The sequence below is a fragment of the Pseudomonas gingeri genome (assembly GCF_013386115.1).
GTDB lineage: Bacteria > Pseudomonadota > Gammaproteobacteria > Pseudomonadales > Pseudomonadaceae > Aquipseudomonas > Aquipseudomonas gingeri.
Genome location: NZ_JACAOR010000011.1, coordinates 525,230 through 542,851, shown reverse-complemented (window position 1 = coordinate 542,851; position 17,622 = coordinate 525,230). Strand labels below are relative to the sequence as shown.

The 17,622-nt window shown below is 60.1% G+C and carries 16 protein-coding genes and 1 pseudogene; 7 read left to right on the top strand and 10 right to left on the bottom strand.

What is annotated here, in order from left to right; genetic code table 11:
- Positions 1 to 43 precede the first annotated feature (43 nt).
- The 3 genes from HX881_RS23530 to HX881_RS23520 form a co-directional block, all read right to left on the bottom strand.
- Positions 44 to 562, bottom strand: a complete 519-nt coding sequence (locus tag HX881_RS23530; protein ID WP_177086866.1) for a hypothetical protein — start codon at positions 560 to 562, stop codon at positions 44 to 46.
- Positions 563 to 653: 91 nt separating this feature from the next.
- The gene (locus HX881_RS23525) at positions 654 to 2,789 is read right to left on the bottom strand and encodes an NACHT domain-containing protein (protein ID WP_177086864.1); all 2,136 of its coding nucleotides are present in this window, start codon (positions 2,787 to 2,789) and stop codon (positions 654 to 656) included.
- A 1-nt stretch (position 2,790) separates the two neighbouring features.
- Positions 2,791 to 3,294: a hypothetical protein gene (locus tag HX881_RS23520; RefSeq protein WP_177086862.1), complete on the bottom strand. Its 504-nt coding sequence runs from the start codon at positions 3,292 to 3,294 to the stop codon at positions 2,791 to 2,793.
- A gap of 396 nt (positions 3,295 to 3,690) precedes the next feature.
- Between HX881_RS23520 and HX881_RS23515 the strand changes: the two genes are divergently transcribed.
- Both HX881_RS23515 and HX881_RS23510 read left to right on the top strand, forming a co-directional pair.
- Positions 3,691 to 4,290: a hypothetical protein gene (locus tag HX881_RS23515; protein WP_177058848.1), complete on the top strand. Its 600-nt coding sequence runs from the start codon at positions 3,691 to 3,693 to the stop codon at positions 4,288 to 4,290.
- 333 nt (positions 4,291 to 4,623) lie between these two features.
- Entirely contained in the window at positions 4,624 to 5,244 is a 621-nt protein-coding gene (locus tag HX881_RS23510) for a LysE family translocator (protein WP_017124693.1), read from the top strand.
- Positions 5,245 to 5,294: 50 nt separating this feature from the next.
- Here HX881_RS23510 and HX881_RS23505 read toward each other — a convergent pair whose 3' ends face one another.
- The 3 genes from HX881_RS23505 to HX881_RS23495 all read right to left on the bottom strand — a co-directional run bounded on the left by HX881_RS23505 (position 5,295) and on the right by HX881_RS23495 (position 7,273).
- A complete protein-coding gene (locus HX881_RS23505; protein ID WP_177058850.1) occupies positions 5,295 to 5,666 on the bottom strand; it encodes a VOC family protein in 372 nt (123 codons plus the stop codon).
- 105 nt (positions 5,667 to 5,771) lie between these two features.
- The gene (locus HX881_RS23500; protein ID WP_177058852.1) at positions 5,772 to 6,461 is read right to left on the bottom strand and encodes a helix-turn-helix transcriptional regulator; all 690 of its coding nucleotides are present in this window, start codon (positions 6,459 to 6,461) and stop codon (positions 5,772 to 5,774) included.
- Positions 6,462 to 6,535: 74 nt separating this feature from the next.
- Complete coding sequence (locus HX881_RS23495) at positions 6,536 to 7,273, bottom strand: SDR family oxidoreductase (RefSeq protein ID WP_177086860.1); 738 nt, start codon at positions 7,271 to 7,273, stop codon at positions 6,536 to 6,538.
- 100 nt (positions 7,274 to 7,373) lie between these two features.
- On the opposite strand from HX881_RS23495, the gene HX881_RS23490 reads away from it, so the two are divergent.
- On the top strand, positions 7,374 to 8,336 hold the full coding sequence (locus HX881_RS23490) for an AraC family transcriptional regulator (RefSeq protein WP_177086858.1): 963 nt from the start codon (positions 7,374 to 7,376) through the stop codon (positions 8,334 to 8,336).
- On the opposite strand, the gene HX881_RS23485 is transcribed toward HX881_RS23490, so the two are convergent.
- Together HX881_RS23485 and HX881_RS23480 are read right to left on the bottom strand one after the other, a co-directional pair.
- Positions 8,221 to 9,471: an MFS transporter gene (locus HX881_RS23485; RefSeq protein ID WP_177086856.1), complete on the bottom strand. Its 1,251-nt coding sequence runs from the start codon at positions 9,469 to 9,471 to the stop codon at positions 8,221 to 8,223. The genes HX881_RS23490 and HX881_RS23485 overlap by 116 nt on opposite strands.
- Positions 9,472 to 9,513: 42 nt before the next feature.
- On the bottom strand, positions 9,514 to 10,695 hold the full coding sequence (locus HX881_RS23480; protein ID WP_177086854.1) for an MFS transporter: 1,182 nt from the start codon (positions 10,693 to 10,695) through the stop codon (positions 9,514 to 9,516).
- 95 nt (positions 10,696 to 10,790) lie between these two features.
- Here HX881_RS23480 and HX881_RS23475 point away from each other — a divergent pair, with 95 nt between their 5' ends.
- From HX881_RS23475 to HX881_RS33310, 3 genes and pseudogenes are all read left to right on the top strand, one after another.
- Positions 10,791 to 11,693, top strand: coding sequence for a LysR family transcriptional regulator (locus HX881_RS23475; protein ID WP_177086852.1), 903 nt, complete (start codon positions 10,791 to 10,793; stop codon positions 11,691 to 11,693).
- A gap of 124 nt (positions 11,694 to 11,817) precedes the next feature.
- A pseudogene (locus HX881_RS33315) lies at positions 11,818 to 12,636 on the top strand (cache domain-containing protein); the annotation flags it as partial.
- A gap of 15 nt (positions 12,637 to 12,651) precedes the next feature.
- A complete protein-coding gene (locus HX881_RS33310) occupies positions 12,652 to 13,494 on the top strand; it encodes a methyl-accepting chemotaxis protein (protein ID WP_370590978.1) in 843 nt (280 codons plus the stop codon).
- Between the two features lie 27 nt (positions 13,495 to 13,521).
- Here the strand turns inward: HX881_RS33310 and HX881_RS23465 are convergent, their stop codons facing one another.
- Together HX881_RS23465 and HX881_RS23460 are read right to left on the bottom strand one after the other, a co-directional pair.
- A complete protein-coding gene (locus tag HX881_RS23465) occupies positions 13,522 to 14,475 on the bottom strand; it encodes a sensor domain-containing diguanylate cyclase (protein WP_177086850.1) in 954 nt (317 codons plus the stop codon).
- 3 nt (positions 14,476 to 14,478) lie between these two features.
- Complete coding sequence (locus HX881_RS23460) at positions 14,479 to 15,477, bottom strand: response regulator (protein ID WP_177086848.1); 999 nt, start codon at positions 15,475 to 15,477, stop codon at positions 14,479 to 14,481.
- A gap of 309 nt (positions 15,478 to 15,786) precedes the next feature.
- On the opposite strand from HX881_RS23460, the gene HX881_RS23455 reads away from it, so the two are divergent.
- The gene (locus tag HX881_RS23455) at positions 15,787 to 17,616 is read left to right on the top strand and encodes a serine hydrolase domain-containing protein (RefSeq protein ID WP_103032725.1); all 1,830 of its coding nucleotides are present in this window, start codon (positions 15,787 to 15,789) and stop codon (positions 17,614 to 17,616) included.
- The last annotated feature ends 6 nt before the right edge of the window (positions 17,617 to 17,622 follow it).

Here is a 17,622-nt window from a genome sequence, read left to right as displayed (position 1 = left end):
GCTACTTTTTCAACAGAATCGGCCAGGAGCGGACAGTCGCCGTCTACGAAATCCGAGGCGACTCAGTGCGACATTTTTTGATGTAATTTTCGATAATGATCAAAAGCTCTTTATTTCTAGCCAGCTCATGCCGACGCCCCATCCGTTGTAAAAAAATCTGTATGGCGACCACAGCCAGGAATGCAAACGGAACGTAGAATATATTGGTGATGTAATTTGCAAGCAGAATAAATAGAGACCCCATAAAAACGAAGGTGGCGGTGAGCGTCGTCGAGTTATCAATTTGCGATGATAGTCTCTCGTTATGGATTTTTAAAAAATTAACAATCTCCTCCCATTGAGGTGTGCTGATTTCTTTATTTCTCAATTTCGGAATATCATCAAGTTCCAGCTCGAACGCCCTGTAAAACTCCATCTCCTCATCAAAGTACTCCTCCGCTCTTGGGGACTCCGACACCTTGATGAATTCAAGCCATTTTGGGGTTTTCGGCCAGGTCTCTGCGATAAACTCTGCGCGCTTTGTGCCATAGCGCGTGATGATGTCTTCAAATATGGTTTTCATTAGTGCTTGTTTCTCATGGTTGAACAGCTAAAAGGGGACGCCCATTAGTGACCGCTTCTGATGGAAACCGGCCCTGAGATCAGCAATGAAGCTACGCACCTTCCTTAGTTAGCTGATCTACGATCGCCAAAGTCTCTGGAGACTTAAAGTCGAGTAGTTCAATGGGGCGCTTAATTCTCATCAGCGCGGCTGGCCTACCATGCATAGGCTTACCTTTCTTGACTTCCATTCGACCATGCTCAAGTAGAACACTTTTAACATGAGGCCAGTGCTCATCACGGAGCATGAATGATCCCTCGTCATCGTCTCCGTCTCGGAGGTAGCAATATCTTACCGATCTACGAGCAACTTTCTCCAATAGATAAACCGCAGGATGCTCTCTGAGTTTTCCTATGTCTGTATCGGCAAAGTGATTACGAATGAACGCATCAATTTCACTTGGTTCTCTTTCAGTGCGAGGATTCTCTCCTCGAATCTCTAGCGCGTCCACGCTCGGTACGCTACTGCCGAACATGGTGAATTCATTAACTACAAGAGTTCCAATCTTGACTTTCTCAAAAATCACATTGGAAACATCGCTCCCGCAAATATCTAGTCGGCTTATTGTGACATCTTGAAGTGCGCCGCTTGGAGAGCCGCCCGCGAAGGTTGCATCATTTACTACAAGGTAATCGATTCGATCAGTAAGGCCCATGGCAAAACTCAGCAGCACCATTGCACCACCGTTTGAAGCTAGACCATCGTTGGATGAATCCCCATTGATTGTCGCATATAGATAGTCCATTGCATTTTTTGCTATTTGTTCTGCTCGAGTGAAAACCTCCGCGAAAACTTCAAGATGCTCCGCACTTAGAATAGTTCTTCGAAGCACGCCAGGAATGGATTTTTTAGCTAGTTGCGCTACTAGCGCATTCCCTAGAAAGTAATATTGCACCTCAGTATGAGGAAATTTCCTTTTATCCTTGATATCAGAAGTCTCTAGAAGAGAAATACTACCGGCCTTGTGCGTAAGTTTTCGGCGGGAATTATCGTCTAGCAACTCACCGAAGCAATAGTCTGTCAGGAAGGCCAGATGGTCTATTTCAATTAAATTATTCTCCCTTGTGGCCATTTCTAACGCGACCTCTTCAAAGAGAGCGTTTAGGTTTGGCGCAATATCCTCGCTATTCAAATTCCCGAAAGTCTTTGAAAGTATTTTGGATTCGCGCTCAATGAGATTGTTTACTAGGAATGAGCGAAAGCCTTCCGAGCTCACGTTTGACCACCCACCGGCATCCCTCAAAACACTGAGAAAAAAGGGACGCAAGGCGTAGCTGTTACTCGAAAATATATCAGCTGTTATTTCCTGACCTAGGTCAGTAGGCTTCCACTTAGAGTTCGATAGGTATTTAATTGCAGTTTCAATTGTTGCAAGCTTTATGTGTGCAAGTTTTAGATCAATAGCACCTTTGTTTTCGGCACTAATTCGAGATATCAGTTCCTGCTCATCGAGAAAAGTGTCTCGCGCAGCAAGTATTACCTTGCCAGAATCACCAATTTCCTCAATGAAATCCTTTAGAGCGCGCCAAGAGTCCTCATACCCATCAGCATCCACAAGTTCGTCAAATCCATCAATTGCCGCGATCAACAAGCCGTGCCTAACAAGCATAGGTACGTGTGCCCCCGTGAAGGACGCACCCATGTCTTGAGTAGTAGCTGCAAGGACGTCTTTGAAGTTAGACAGACGGCGACCGCTGCTCGATATGATAATTACTGGAGGACTGAGATTATCCGAGAGGAATTTATTGTATTGTGCTTTTGCCAACTCAGTAATTTGGAAAGTTTTACCTACTCCCGCCGGACCGTCTAGCAAAACCAATGTTACCTTGCCATCTGTAATTTTTATACTACTATCAAGGTCTTTTGCAAGTATGTCATTTCCGCCATAGCTTATCTCTGATTCAATTACTGGCTTCTCTTTCGTTTGAGAAAAGAACCTTTTTTGGGTTTCCGCAAATCTTTTTATATCCGAAAACTCACTTGAGGCAATAAGTGTCTTAATGTCTTTGTATTCGGCTTTTTTATGCTTCGCTGAGATCCTACCTGTTTCTACGTCGAGATCAAAAATCAGCTCTCTACCGTTCCGAATTAATATGATTCTTTTTTTTCCGGCCACAGGCTTCTGAGCGATCTCAGTGAACGGATCGCAGAACAACTTAATGTCTTCGATTGCTTGTACTATGCTCATTTCAAATCCTATGAATTATTCCATCTGTACTTAAATGCTTATTGTCGTGGTCACGCGTGATCCGAAATACGTAAGTTGGCAACCCCCAGGCTTCAGCGACAAATACACCTGGCAAAAGATCGTCATCATCACCTACTACTATGGCCAAGGTGGTAGGTCTTTCATTTCGTCTGAAGCTACCACTTTCAGAGCGACAGAAGCTTAGGAGATCGGAAACTAAAGCTGTGTCCACCATCTTCTGACTTGAAGACCCAGGGTTGCTTCGGTCCGGCCGCAAAGTATCAAAAATTGGGCTTCGAGTTCCTCTGCATATAAGCTCATTGCCAAACTCTATATCTGGCAGATAGGAAATTCTGTTTCTGGATACGGCCTTTAATTGAGTTCTAAGTTGATCCCATACAACCTTGTCAGCAGAAGGTGACTTACCTCTATGCCAGCCATGATAGATCCTAGACTTTAATATTTTAATAGTTGACTTAGGCTCAATCTCCGCCAGCTTGCTCATTATTCTATCTTGCAATTCTGTGAATGCTTGTTTAGTGCAAGAAAACCTTAAGGGCAATGGCATATCACTGCTTGGCCTTATTCGCGTAACTCGAGAGGCCGAGTCCCAGTCGATGAATAAATTTGCTGTTATCACTCGTCTACATCCTTGATATCGTGATTTTTTTAGAGTGAAGTCAGATCGCAGCTTTTGCATTTCTGGACTCAAAACATGGCCAAACGCTATCAAATCCACAGGCAATAGTCTATGGGAAGCCTCTCCAGCAATCTGGAGGGGTCTAAAATTGAACTTGGAGTCTGCTTCAGACAGATAGCAGCCACCCAGCAGGAAATGGCGCCAGGCAGCAGTAGCTGCTACACCTTGGGACTGACTTGACCGCCATCAGGAGCGCGCGCCATGCCCAAGAGCTTTACGCAAATGGTCGAAAGCAGCGCAGGAGCGCTGTTGTTCACGTCTTCCCAGGACACCATTGCCACGTTTCTCGGTGGTCCCATGATGAACTATGAAGGCGTGTGCGCGGCGCTGGTGATGATGTGGTTTGCCCAGAACACGGCCAAGACCGATCCTGCGAAAGGCATCGTCAACAAGGCCAAGGCCTTGAACCTGCAGAACAAGATGGAAGCCGGCTGGGCAGGTCTGGCAACCGTCGAAACACAGGCAAAAGTGACTGTCGGCCAGCATTTCTGGTATCGCTCGACAACAAAGCACGAGTACACATCAAAAAAATACGGTGCCGACCTGAAATTGCAATTCGATCCGCTGAACAAGCGCGAGAGCATGAGTATTTTTGTGATCTATTTTCCGTCGGGGGCTGCACATGCCATCGGCGTATGGCGTTTCCCTACTGGCGCCATGGCTCTGTACGACCCGAATGAAGGCGCCTGTGCCATCGGCAAGGACAATTTCCGCGAGTTCCTGAATACCTTCCTGACCGAGCTTTACGACACCACCAATGGTTATGCGATCTGCGCGTTCTACAGCGATCCCAAGCCATGACCGGGTGACACAGACAGGCGAGCTGAAGGGCGTCGGATACACCCTTTATATCTCTGCGATGTGACGCAGAGCGTCACGGCTGCATGACCACGCAGAGCGTGGGAACGATCGAACGGAGGGGGGTCAGAGATAAACCGTTGAGCACCCGCCCAACCGATGGCCCTGTGACCTTGCACTGCAACCAAACGCGCAGCCGCCCTGGAATATCGGCACTGAACCGTACACCTGAGCAGCAAGTTTCAGGTACAGATGGGGAAAGCCTGCGACGCACTGGTATCCGGCCAGGACTTGACGTTATTGTCGGTTTTTCCGACTTTCGATCTGGAGCCTGCCATGGACCTGTCGACCCTGATCCTGTTTATCCCGGCGTGTTTCGCCCTGAACATGGCCCCCGGCCCGAACAACCTGTTGTCGGTCAGCAACTCGACCCGTTATGGCTTTCGCACTTCATGCCTGGCCGGCCTCGGGCGCTTGCTGGCCTTCGGGGGAATGATCGCCCTGGCCTCGGCGGGCCTGGCGGTGGTGCTGCAGACTTCCGAGTTGCTGTTCTACGGTATCAAGATCCTCGGCGCGGCCTATCTGATCTACCTCGCCATCCAGCTCTGGCGCGCCAACCCCGAGGCCGAAGCCAAGGCGGCTGGCGCACCGGCCAGCCTGCCCGCCCTCGCCCGCCAGGAATTTCTGGTCGCGGCGGGAAATCCGAAAGCCATCCTGATCTTCACCGCCTTCCTGCCGCAGTTCGTCGACCCGACCCAGAGTGTCTCGTCGCAATTCGCGGTACTGGGCGCCTTGTTCCTGGCGCTGGAATGGATCGCCATCAGCGCCTACGCCTATATGGGCGTGCATATGCGCCGCTGGTTCGCCGAGCCCAAGGGCAAGCGCCTGTTCAATCGCGGTTGCGCGGTGCTGTTGTCCGGGGCGGCTTCGGTGCTGCTGATGGCGCGGCGGGCCTGAGCCTCGCCACACCATCAGGTCCAAGGCAAGCGTGAGCCAGGAGTGCTTGATCAGTTGCCGGATGGCGCAAACACACGCAGGCGATGGCCATCGGGATCGAGAGCGACAAAGGTATAACCGAAGTCCATCTCTGTCGGTGTTTGCAGAACACCCAGCCCACGGGCAACCCAGGCTTGACAGGTCGAATCGACGATAGCGTTGTCCTCGACGGAGAACGCGACTTCCCCCGCGACACCCACCTCGGCCACCCGAGGTTCCACCGTATGCCGGGACCAGAGCCCCAACATAAACCCCGAGTCCAGTGCGAACAAAGCGAAGGTCGGCGATTGCTCCACCGGTGCACGCCCCAGCAACTCGGCATAAAAACGCGCGCTGGTTTCCGGGCTATCGACATACAGGATAATGAAGTTTGGCTTGATCATTGAAGTGGCTCTGAACGGTGGAGTAAGAAGTAAACTGTCAGCGCGATGTCTGCCAGTGCCTCCATCCTACGTATGCCACTACCAATTTCTGTCAGCAGTGATCAGCTACTGCGGAGCGATCCCCTCCTGGAGCCGCCAGGCCTTCAACAGTGCCTGGCGCCGGCGGGGATACCGCTCCTCGGCAACCGTGAAAGCGACAATCCGGTCGGTGCGAAAATGCCGAAAACCGCCCCGCAGCTCACACCAGGCCACCATCACCCGGGCTTCATCGAAGTACCCCAGGGCAAACGGCCAGACCGTCCGGGCAGATTCCTCGCCCTTCAGGTCCTTGTAGACCACCAGGGTTTTCAGCTCGGCCCGGATCGCCTTGCGAATCAGGGGCTGGACGATGTCCGTCGACAACAGCGAAGCACTCGGCCCCACCAGCAGGGCGGACGCATCGAGCTCGTCCCTCAGGCCCGCCGGCAGCACCGCTGAAATCTTGTCCAGGGCATTGCGTGCCGCGTGGCCCAGATGCTCGTCGGCACGTCCCGCCACCCAGCGCGCGCCCAGCACCAGGGCCTCGATCTCATCTTCGGAGAACATCAACGGCGGCAGCATGAATCCGGGGCGAAGCACATAGCCCAGCCCCGCGGCGCCCTCGATGGTCGCGCCCTGCTCCTTCAAGGTGCCGATATCCCTGTAGAGCGTGCGCAGGTTGATGCCCAGCTCACTGGCCAGCGCCGCCCCGGCGACAGGAAAACGGTGACGACGCAGGATCTGCAGCAAGGCCAGGAGACGTTGGGAGCGGGACATGGGGAAACGTTCGGGAAGGTAATGCCCGGCAGGATTCCACATCAGGGGGACCACCGCAATCGCCAGCGCGGCTCTCAACCCGCCAGGGCCACGGCATCCGCTCCCGCCGCAAAACGCAGCTGGCCGGTGGTATCCGTCGCGGCGCGCCATACCGCTTCGGCCACGTCCAGCTCGGTGGTCCGCGCCGACGACTGGTCGAGGGAGGCAAAGACGGCCTGGGCGAACGGCGCGTAAGCCGGGGGAATCAGCCCGTCCATGCGCGCGCTGCCATTGCTGGTGAAACGTGTGGTCGGCGCATAGCCCGGCTCGACCAGCTTCACCGCGACATCGAATGCCTCCAGTTCATGGGCCAGCGACGCGGTGAACCCTTCGATCGCCATCTTGCTGGCGGTATACACGGCCACCAGCGGCATCGGCGCCAGCGTCGCGCTGGAGGTCACATTGACGATCACTCCGCAACGGCGGCCACGCATGTGCGGCAGAACCGCCTGGGTCATCGCCATCACGCCAAAGGTGTTGGTCTCGAACACTTCCCGCGTCGTCGCCATCGGCGTCACCTCGAAAGCACCGAACAGGCCGATGCCGGCATTGTTGACCAGGACATCGAGGGGCCCGCTCGCCTTGAGCACGGCGGCAATGCTCTCGGGCTGCGTGACGTCGAGCGCCAGGACCCGCAGGCGCTCCGAAACGGGCAGCAGGTCCTCGCGCGGCATGCGCATGGTCGCGATCACGTTCCAGCCCTGGGCGTGGAAATAGCGCGCGGTTTCAAGGCCGTAGCCGGAGGAGCAGCCGGTGATAAGCACGGTTTTCATGAAAAGAGATCCGGGGTAGTTTCAAGAGTGGTAACGATAGCGACGAGAGACCGGACGCTCTACAATCGAAAGTCCTTATTTGTTTTGCAATCGTCCAAAAATGAACGATCCACTCTCCGAGATCATCACCCTGCTCCGCCCCCGCGCCGTCTTCTCCAAAGGCATCAGCGGGGCCGGGGCCTGGGGCGTGCGCTATTGCGCCTTCGGCCAGCCAGGGTTTTGTGTCGTCCTCGAAGGCAGTTGCCTGCTCGCGGTCGACCAGCAACCGGTCCTCACCCTCCAGCCTGGCGACTTCGTGCTCCTGCCGGCGACACCCGGCTTTACCCTGTCGGGTTTCGAACCGGTCACCCCCGAATGCCTGGACCCCAACGCGGCAGCAACCCCCACGGGCGAGGTTCGCCACGGCCGGCAGGACGGCGCCGCCGATGTGCGCCTGCTCGGTGGCTACTTCCTGTTCGATTCGCCCGATGCCGACCTGCTGGTCTCGCTGTTGCCCGCGCAGATCCATGTGCGTGGTGTCGAACGCCTGTCGCTGCTGACCGGGCTCGTCGCCGAAGAAGCGAGTCAATGGCGCGCAGGCCGCGACCTGGTCCTGACGCATCTGGTGGAGATGCTGCTGATCGACGCCCTGCGCTCGACCTCGGGCGACGACTCGCCTCCCGGGCTGCTGCGCGGCCTCGCGGACAGCCATATCGCCCTGGCGATGCGACAGATGCATGGCGACCCCGCACGCGCCTGGACCATGGTGCAACTGGCGAAGGTCGCCGCCTTGTCACGTTCCGCGTTCTTTGAGCGTTTCACCCGCACCGTCGGCATGCCACCGATGGAGTACCTGGTGGCCTGGCGCATGGCGGTGGCGAAAAACCTGCTGGGCCGCGGTGACATCAGCATGGCGCAAATCGCCGAACGGGTCGGCTACAGCTCGGCCAGTACCTTCAGTACCGCCTTCAGCCGGCATGTGGGCCTGCCTCCGGGTCGTTATCTGCGAGGGCAGCCCGGTCCAGTCCCCGCTGCACCGCCCAGGACAACGGCAAGGTCAGCAACAGGATCGCCGCCAGGGTGATCACCGCCACGGCAACTCCGCTGGCGTCCCCCAGCCGGCCAAACAGCACCGGCGCCAGCGCCCCACCTCCGATGGTGCCGGTGTAGAACAGGGCGAACGCCTGCTCGCGCCGGCCCGGCCCCGACACCTCCGGCACCACGCCATAGAGCACCGAGGAGGTGCCGTTCAGGGCCAGCCCCAACAACGGCAGCATCAGCATCAGGCCGGCCAGTGGCAGGTATACCGCCAGGATGATCAGCAGCGCCGTGGCCGACTCGGTCAGCCAGACCGTCTTCACCATGCCGATACGCGCCCCCAGGTAACCGCACAGCAACTTGCCGAAGGCACCGCCGACGAACAGCAGCGCCAGCGCCACGCCGATGCCCGCCGTCCCGGCGCCCTTGCTGGTCAGCAGGAAGGGCAGGAAAGTGAGAAAGCCCATCCTTGCCGCGCTGTCCAGCAGACCGGTCGCCAGCAATGCGCGCAGACCGCTGACGGAACCGCTGCCGGTGGCCCGCCGAGCCTGTTTCTCCTGCGTCGCCGGCTCGATCCGCGCGGGAATCAACCACCACAGCAAGCCGGCAGCGGCCAGGCCGAGCAGCCCGATCAGCGTGGTGCTGGCTCGCCAGCTGACGACTGTCAGCAGCAGGCCGATCAGCGCCGGGATCAGCATCTTGCCGATATCGCCGGCGAAGTTGTATTGCGACAAGGCTTGCTTGACACCCCCACCCGCCTCATGGGTATCGCTGACCATCGAGGACGCCAGCGGATGCTGGGTACTGGCGCCCAGTCCGCCCAGCATCAAGGCCAACAGCAGGACCGCCAGTCCGCCGGCCTGCCCCGCCAGCAGGTAGGCCACACCCGCCAACGCCGTCCCGCCCACCAGCAGGCGTTCACGGCCCCAGCGCCGGGCGGCGCGGCTCGCCAGCAACTGGAACCCGGCCATCATCCCCGAGTAGGCGCCACGCAACAGCCCGACCTGGGCGTAGCTCATGCCGAACTGCAACTGCCAGATCGGCAGCAGCACATAGATCACATCGGTCAGGCCGTCATGTACCGCATGGGCAGTACAGGCCGCCCACAGCGAGCGACGGCGCGAGGGGGTGTCAGCAGGTCGGGATTGAGCCTGGAAAACCTTATCGTTCGTGGTGTTCATTATCGGCGACGTCAGTCAGTAGGGTTGAAGAACAAGCCGGACTCAGCCGAGCCCGACGACCGAAGCCGCGTTCCGGGGTGGTTTCCAGCCGACCAGGGCGATCAGCAACGACAGCAGTTGAAAGCCGACGATCAGCGCCACGCAGCCCGGCCAGCCCCATGGGTTCCAGACCAGCGCCGGCACGATGGCGCCGCAGCTGCCGCCCAGGTAGTAACCGGTCAGGTACAGGCCGACCGCGCCGGCCTTGTCATGGCGAGCGGTGGACGTGATAAAGGCATTGGCGGCCGCCTGGGCGAGAAACACCCCGGTGGAACTCAGGGCCAATCCAGGCACGATCAGCCACAACGAAGGCAACAGCGTCAGCGCCGAACCGCTGACCCCGAGCACCGCCGCGCCCACCAGCAACTCCGATTGCGGGCGGGACTTGCTCAGGCGTCCGGCGACGGGGATCACCACCAGCGCCAGCAGGAACACCATGTAGATCGTCCCCAGCGCCGCGCTACCCAGCTCGAAGGGCGACTGGCCGAGGTACAAGCCGGCGTAGGTGAAGGTCGCCACCTGCGAAAACAGCACACAGAAACCGACGCCATAGGCCGCCAGCAAAGGCTTGCTGCGCAGCTCGCGCAGGGCCAGCAGACGGTTGCGCACCACCGGCGCCAGCGACCGCGGATTGGCCGGCAGCAGACAATGAATGGCCAGGGCAACCAGCAGGCTGATCCCCGCCAGCAACTCGAAGCCTTCGCGCCAGCCCACATATTCGCTCATCACCCCGGTGACAAAACGCCCGGCAAAACCGCCCAGCACGGTGCCGGCGACATACAGGCTGGTGACTTCGGTGACCATGCCGCCACGCCAGCGCTCGCCGATATAGGCCACGCTGGTGGCGAACACCAGGGGAATCAACATCCCCTCGATAAACCGCCAGGCCAGCAACTCGCCGAGGCTGTGGGCACGGGCCGCGAACCAGGCCGGCACACACAGCAGCAGGGCCGCGACGACAATCACCAGGCGTTGCTCGAAGCGACCCGCCAGGCGGCTGACAAAGGGCGCGGTGATCGCCACCGCCAGCGTGGTCACGGTGATGCTCCAGCCGGCCTGGCGGGCGCTGACCTGGAAATCCGCGGCAAACACCTGGAGGATGCTCTGGGTCGCGTACAAGTGGAGAAAGGCCGCGCAACCGCAAAGAAACAGCGCAACGCGGGCGGACAATTGGCGCGAATTCATCGGAGCTCTCGTTTTATACCGTGAGGACTTTATAAGATAGGCAGCTCACCGAAGACCAATACCGAATTCGGACCGATCAATACCCAAGGACCCGGATGCTCGATCTACGTAGATTGCGTTACTTCCTGACCGTCGCCGAAGAGCTGCATTTCGGTCGCGCGGCGCTGCGCCTGCATCTCGCCCAGCCGCCGCTGACCCGGCAGATCTCCGCGCTGGAGAGCGAACTGGGATTTCGTCTGTTCGACCGCACCAGCCGCACGGTGACGCTCACGCCCCAGGGCCGGCACTTCCTGCCCTACGCCCGCGCCGCGCTGGAGCAGATCGACCTCGCCGAGGTGATTGCCGGCAAGCTGGCCACGGGCCTGGCCGGCCAGCTGGCCCTCGGCTACGCCAGCTCGATTGCCCTGTCGGATATCTTCAGCCAGGCCATCCAGGTGTTTGCCCAGCGCTTTCCGGACGTGCAATTGACCTTGCTCGAAGGCTCTTCCGGCGGCCAGTGGTCGCAGATCGCCGATGGCCGCCTGGATATCGGCATGAGCCGCAAGCAACCGCCCGACGGCCAGGGCGGGCTGCAATCGCTGTCCCTCGGCGACGAACCGCTGGTGGCCGCCCTGCCCAGCGACAACCCGCTGGCCGGCCAGGCCGAAGTCAGCCTGGAACAGCTCGGCGCCTACCCGCTGATCCTGTTTCCGGCCGATTACGGCTCGGGCCTCAACGGCACCATCGAGCAGCTCTACCAACGCCATGACGTGCCCTTGCGACCGGGCCCGGCCGGACGCCAGATCACCTCGATCATCGCCCTGGTGGCCGCCGGCCAGGGCGTCGCGCTGGTACCCGCCTGTGCCCAGGCCCTGGCGAAAAAAGGCGTGACCTACCGCCCGCTGGCCGACCCTGGAGCCTGCGCCCCGCTGCTGGTGCTGACACGGGCGCAAGGTCGCAGCCTGCTGGTGGAAGCCTTCATGGGGGTGATCGATGAGCTGCTGGCGGACCGCTCGTAACCGGGCCAAACCTGCGGCCAGTACCGGCATCGCTGAAAAAAACGACGGGCAGACCTGAACAATCGCGCCTGCGGGTCGATACAGGAAAAACACAATAAGATTCCTCTCCGACCCGGGACTTCCCATGAAGTGGAAAATACGCAACAAGGTTCTGCTGCTGGCCGTCATTCCTGCCCTTTTGCTGGCCTTGATCATTCAGTTGCTGGCTTTTTCCGAGCAGCAGGCCATGGGCGAACGAAGCATCGAGGAGACGCGCCAGACCCTGCTCAAGACCCGCAAGGACGAGTTGGTGCACTACCTCGACCTGGCCTACAGCACCATCAAGCCACTCTATGACGGGGCCGACGCCATGGCTCCGGCCACCCAGGAGGAAGCCAAGCGGCGCCTGCGCGAACTGCACTACGGACAGGACGGTTATTTCTTCGGCTACAGCGACAAGGGCGACCGGATTTTCCTGGCCGGCAAGGACGAGGGGAAAAACTTCTGGGACCTGAAGGACAGCCACGGCACCTACCTGATCCGCGAACTGATCGGCGCCGCCAAACGAGGCGGCGATTTCGTGACCTATTACTATCCCAAGCCCGGCAATGACAGCACCGCCTACCCCAAGCTGTCCTACAGCATCTACCTGGAGAAATGGAACTGGACCGTCGGCGCCGGCTTTTATGTCGACGGCCTTGACGCCCTGATCGCCGAACAGACGCAACACCAGCAGCAGACCATGGAGGCCCTGCGCTGGAAACAATGGGGCATCATGCTGGTGTTGCTGATCGTGCTGAGCATGGTCGCCGCCTATGTGGCCCGTTCCATTGTCAGGCCACTCGGACTGCTGACGCGTAGCCTGCAGGACCTGGCCAGCGAAGACGGCGACCTGACCCGCCAGTTGCCCGTGGATGGCAACCAGGAAACCGCCGATCTCGCCAGCGCCTTCAACCAGTTCGCGGGCAAGATCCGCCATATGGTGCTCGACCTGGCCCGCTGCGCCCAGCAATTGCAGGAGCGCAACGAGCAGCTCAAGCAGAGCGCCCAGCATGCCTCCGACGCGTTGACACGCCAGACCCGCGATGCCGAGCAGGTCACCCACGCCATGGAGCAGATGGCCCTGGCCACCCATAACGTGGCGGAGTCGGCACAAAGCGCGGCCCAGGCGACCCGCGATACCGATGAGCAGGCCCAGGCCATGCAGACCAACGTGAACGACACCGTCAATGCCATCGGCGGCCTGGCCCGGGATATCGAAAAAGCCGCCCAGGATATCCGGACCCTGGGCAGCGACGTGGAGTCCATCGGTTCCATCCTCGATGTGATCCGTGGCATTGCCGAGCAGACCAATCTGCTGGCCCTCAACGCCGCCATCGAGGCCGCCCGCGCGGGCGAACAGGGCCGCGGTTTTGCCGTGGTGGCCGATGAGGTCCGCTCGCTGGCCCAGCGCACCCAGCAAAGCACCCAGGAAATCCAGGGCAAGATCAGCCAACTGCAACAGGGCGCCCGGGCAGCGGTCAGCACCATGCAGAGCAGTCTCGATGGCAGCGAAGTGGCGGTGACCAAGGTCAACGGCACCGGCCAGATCCTGGCTCAGGTGAGCAACGCGGTATCCGAGATCAATGGCATGAACAACCAGATTGCAACCGCCGCGGAAGAGCAGTCGAGTATCGGTGCGGAGGTCAACCAGAGCCTGTCGCAGATCAGCCAGCACATCAACGACACCCAGGCCCTCACCACCCGCAACAACCAGATGTGCGTCGAGCTGGATCAGTTGTCGCGGGAATTGGGGCTGCTGGTCAAGCGCTTCCGGGTCTGACGATCCGGGCGCGCGCCTGGCACCTGACTATTCGTACACCGTCACGCAATTGCGCCCGGACTTCTTCGACGTGTACAGCGCCTGGTCCGCCCAGGCGATCAGGTCGGCGTGGGTGACCGACGGGCGACTCAGGTCCGCCACGCCGAGGCTGATGGTGAAGCGGATAACCTGCCCTTCGTGCAGCACTTCCAGCGCTTCGACCGCCTTGCGCAGGCGTTCGGCAAAGAACCGGCCACCGGCCTTGTCGGTGTCCGACAGCACCACGCCAAACTCTTCGCCGCCATAACGCCCGGCCACGTCGCTGTCACGGACATGCTCGCGGACCAGCTGGGCCACCTGCTCGATCACCTTGTCGCCGGCCTGGTGCCCGTAGGTGTCGTTGACCCGCTTGAAGTGGTCGATATCGAACATCACCAGGCTGGTGGGATTGCCATGCCGCTGGTGCCGGGCATGGGCGACCTTCAGGCTTTCTTCCCAGTGCCCACGGTTGTACAGGCCGGTCAGGCGGTCGGTGCTCGACAGGGTCTGCAGTTGCGCATTGGCGGCCTGGAGCTGGTGGCGGTTGGTCGCCACGTCGGTCACGTCGTAGATCACCAGGCAGATATGGCGGATCTCGCTGTCGGTGGAGCGCAACGGCAGCAACGTGGTGTTCTGGTACATGAAATCTTCCAGGCCGGTGATCGGCTGGTAGCTCTTGAACCGCACCAGGTAAGGCCGCTGCTCCCAGATGGTGAACGCCGGGGTGCCCAGGGTCGCGACACTTTCCACCTTGCGGCTGAACCATTCGCGGTCGACATCGGGAAACAGATCGAAGAAGGACTGGTTGTTCGCGTCCTTGGGCTGCACCCCGGAGCGGTTCTCCATGAAGGTGTTCCAGACCTGCACGCAGTAGTCGCGATCGAGTACCACCACACCGACATCGATGCTCTGGACGATCGCCAGCAACCAGTGGAACTCGTTCAGATCGATGTGATCGTTCATGGCTCAGTTCATCAGGTAGGCGAGTTTATGGGTCAACCGCTCGATCGAATCTTCCGTGAACAGCAACAGCAGGTCAAAGTGGATATCGTGCCCTTCCAGGCTGTAGCTGATCTCCACCGCCAGGGTCTTTTTCCAGCGCTGCCGGTTGACCCGGATCAGGTCGTCGATGGCCGCGTGCTGCCCGAGGATCTGCGGGTGGCCCTGGGAAAACACCACGTCGATCTGCTCGGCGATGCTGCTCAGGCAGGCGCCGATCAGCACGCTCGACAGGTCCAGCAGCATCTCCAGGTCCGAGTACTCGGGCCCCTGGCGCTTCATCAGCTCGGCCATGTCGGCGATTTCCGAGTCATGGAACATCAGCAGCGCTTCACCGGCGATGCCGCTGCCGATAAAACCCTGGCAGATGGCGGTGAGCTGCTGGCAACTGCCGGCATCCATCAACGCCATGTGCAACTCGCCGACTTCGAGGATATTCACATTGGGCACCGGCAGTTGCACGAATACCCCGAGGACCTTGGCAATCAGCGCGGCGGCACGGCCGATGGCGACGTTGACCGTTTCGCGAAAGGCGTCGCGAAAACTGATTTCCACGCTCGGTGCCTGGCGCGGTGCGGCCAGGGCCTGGCCCGGCGCGCCCAACAGGCCCAACTCGCCCAGGGTATGGCGCAGCTCACTTTCGTCGAAGGGCTTCTTCAGGAAAGCCAGGGCGCCCAGGGCCCGGACCCGACGTACCGCTTCTTCCTGGACATCCCCGGAAATCACGATGACCTGGGCGGTCAGTCCTTCGGCGCGCATGGCAGCCAGGACCTGGTAGCCGTCCATTTCCGGCATGGTCAGGTCAAGCAGCACCACCTGCCCCAACCCCTGGCGTATCGCCTCCAGCCCCTGGCGGCCGTCACTGGCCTCGGTGATCGACACCGACCAGTCTGCCGGCAGCGCGCGCAGCACCTGCTTGCGCGCCATGCTGGAGTCGTCACAGACAAGTAGGGGAATCACTGACACAGGCCGGTGCTCATCGTATGGAATATCAGGGAAAAGATTAGTGGCATGATGCCATAACTTTCATAAAAGACGTGTATGCCCGCGGTTTTATTGAGAACCACGTCCAATAATCCATCAGCCTATACGCAACCGGACGTAAGGGTATGGCTTAGATCAACAGACATGACACCTGCCCGGGCAGGACTGGCTGGACAGTCGAGGCCTCGCCAGCCACTTAACACTCTTTGACAGTTTCCCGACAAAGCACTCAAAGACCGCCACCGCCCCCGGCCCTAGGATGGGATTATTCTCATTGCTTCCGGGTGTCCCATGCTCCGCTCGCTCCGCACGCTTCCCCTGATCAGCTTCCTGTTGGGCAGCATGGGGTGCAACGGCCAGCCACCGGCGCCGACACCGATCCTGGAAAAGGGTGACTACAGCAGCATCATCCGTTACCTGCAGACGCAGATCCCCGAGGAAATGGCCGAGCGCAAGGTCCCGGGGCTGTCCATTGCCCTGGTCGCCGGCCAGGAGCTGATCTGGGCCCGGGGCTTCGGTTATGCCGACAAGGAAGACGGCGTGCGGGTCACCGATCACACCGCGTTTCGCGCCGGCTCCCTCTCCAAATTGCTGACCGCCACGGCGGCCCTGCAACTGGTCGAACAGCGCCGGCTGAGCCTGGATGCGCCGCTGCAGGACACCCTCAAGGAGTTCTACGTCCGCTCGCGCTTTCACGAACGCCAGCAGGACGCGGACAAGGCCGTGACCCTGCGCCGCCTGCTCAGCCATCAGTCCGGCCTGCCCGGAGAATACCTGCGCGACCTGCGCACGCCGTCGGCCCTCGACCAGTTGCCGCAACGGGTCTCGGGCCTCTGGCTGAGCAACCCGCCCGGCCGCCAGGTGGCCTACTCGAACCTCGGTTATGCCCTGGCGGGTGCCGCTATCGAACGCAGCAGCGGCGAAAGCTTCGAGAACCAGTTGCAGAAAACCCTGCTCAAGCCGCTGGAAATGACCCAGTCGAGCTTTATCGGCGATGGCGACCGCCAGCCGTTCCGGGCCCAGGGTTATCAAAACGGCTCGCCGCGACCCGACACGGAAATCCGCGACCTCTCCGCCGGCGGCCTCTGGGCCAGTCCCCGCGATCTGAGCCACTACGTGCAGATGCTGTTCGCCGACGGCACCTACAAGGGCCGACGGATCCTGGAGGCGCAATCGGTGCAGGAAATGTTCCGCCAGCAAAACCGTGGCAACGCCCTGGACTTCGACTGCCAGATGGGCCTCGGCTGGTTCCTCGCACCCTGCGGCGACGAGCCGGTCGGCCCCGGCGTACGCACGTTCCAGCACAGCGGCGCCAGCGGCGATTTCGTCGCGCAGATCAGCCTGCTGCCCGACCAGCAACTGGCCGTGATCGTCATGGCCAATTCCGACACCAGCAGCGAACTGGTCGCCTCCCTGACCACCCGCTCGCTGCGCATGATGCTCCAGGCCCATGCCGGGCAAAGCGCCTGCACCGAAGCCTGCGAGGAAGAAGCGACGGTGGCCGCCGGCACTCGCACGGTCCCCAGCGATATCGACCGGCAACGGCTGGAGGGATTCTATGCCACGCCGTCCGGGGTCCTGCGGATCCGGCAGGAACGCCAGCGGTTGTACGCCGACCTGGCCGGCAACCGCTTCGAGTTGCTGCGCGATGAACAGGGCTGGCTGCGCGCCGAGAAAAAACTGCTGGGTTTCTGGCCGGTGGACCTCGGCGAACTCGGCCGCCTGCAGATGGATGTCACCACGGTCCAGGGCCGGCAGATCCTCACCGCCCGCAGCCACGGGCAATTGATGCCCCTCGGCGAGCGCATCGAGCCGGTGCCCCTGCCCAGGGGCTGGCTGAACACCGTGGGCGAGTACCAGGTGATCAATTCCGACGAGCCCGAGGCGGCCCTGAGCGGCGTGAGTATCCGGGTCGAGGACGGCTTCCTGCTGCTGCGCGGGCGGATCAACGAGCAGGAACTGACGGAATTCATCCTCACCCCCATCGACAACGCCCACGCGGTCCTGGCCGGCAACGGCCTGGGCCTGGGCGACACCGTCAGCCGCCAGGTGCTGGGCATCAGCGCCCTGGGCTACCGCTTCAAACGTGCCTCCGAATCCTCTCCCAGCCTGATTTTCTGATATCGG